This window comes from Streptomyces sp. NRRL WC-3549 (assembly GCF_000721935.1).
GTDB lineage: Bacteria > Actinomycetota > Actinomycetes > Streptomycetales > Streptomycetaceae > Streptomyces.
In genome coordinates this window covers 105,719-106,755 of record NZ_KL585382.1, presented here as the reverse complement: position 1 = coordinate 106,755, position 1,037 = coordinate 105,719, and the positions used below count along the sequence as shown (strand labels likewise).

At 78.7% G+C, this 1,037-nt stretch carries 1 pseudogene; it reads right to left on the bottom strand.

The features are described 5' to 3' along the window. A pseudogene (locus tag IH13_RS36525) lies at nucleotides 1–1,037 on the bottom strand (NAD(P)H-hydrate epimerase); the annotation flags it as partial.

Sequence of the window (1,037 nt, the reverse complement as noted above, 5' to 3'; positions counted from 1 at the left end):
GGCCCGCCTCGACCTCCTCGCGCGCCACCCCGAGCAGGGCCGCCGCCTCCCCGGCGTGCGGGGTGAGCACGGTGGGTGCGGTACGGGCGCGTACGGTGCCGGCGTCCATCAGCCGCAGCCCGTCGGCGTCGACCAGTACCGGCACGTCGGCGGCGAGGACGTCGGCCACCGCCGCCGCCGCGTCGGAGCCGTCGCCCAGGCCCGTGTGTATAAGAGACAGACCCAGGACTGCACCCGCCCGGCCTCGGAGGGCCGCCCGGGGTGCACCAGGGTCTCCGGGAAGCGGGCGATCACCGCCTGGGCGCCCGGCCCGGAGTACCGGACCGCGCCCGCGCCGCCGTGCAGCGCGCCCGCGACGGCCAGGACGGCCGCGCCCGGGTACCGCTCGGAGCCCGCGGCCACCCCGACCACGCCGCGCCGGTACTTGTCGCTCTCCCCGGACGGCACGGGCAGCAGGGCGGCGACGTCCGCGTACTGGAGTGCTTCCAGCTCGGGCCGCTGGGGCAGTTCGGGCCCGAGGCCGATGTCCACGAGGTGCAGGGCGCCGGCGTGCTCGGCGGCCGGATCGACGAGCAGGCCCGGCTTGTACGTACCGAAGGTCACCGTGGCGTCCGCCCGGACGGCCGGGCCCAGCACCTGGCCGGTGTCCGCCTCGACACCGCTCGGCAGGTCCACGGCGAGCACCGGGGCCCGCCCCGCCGTCGCCTCGCGGACAAGCCGTTCCGCGTCCGGACGCAGACCGCCCCGGCCGCCGATCCCGGTGATGCCGTCGACGACGAGGTGCACGGGCGCGAAGTCCTCCGGGGCGCCGATGACCTGGCCGCCCGCCGCGCGCAGGGCGGCGAGCCCGCCCGGGTGGGCCTTGTCCGGGGAGGCCAGCACCGCCCGGACGCCCGCGCCGCGCCGGGCGAGCGCGGCGCCCGCGTAGAGCGTGTCGCCGCCGTTGTCACCTCCGCCGACGAGCAGGAGCACCCGGGCGCCGTAGACCCGGCCGTTGCGCCGGAGCAGATCGCCGCAGGCCACCGCCAGTCCGGCGG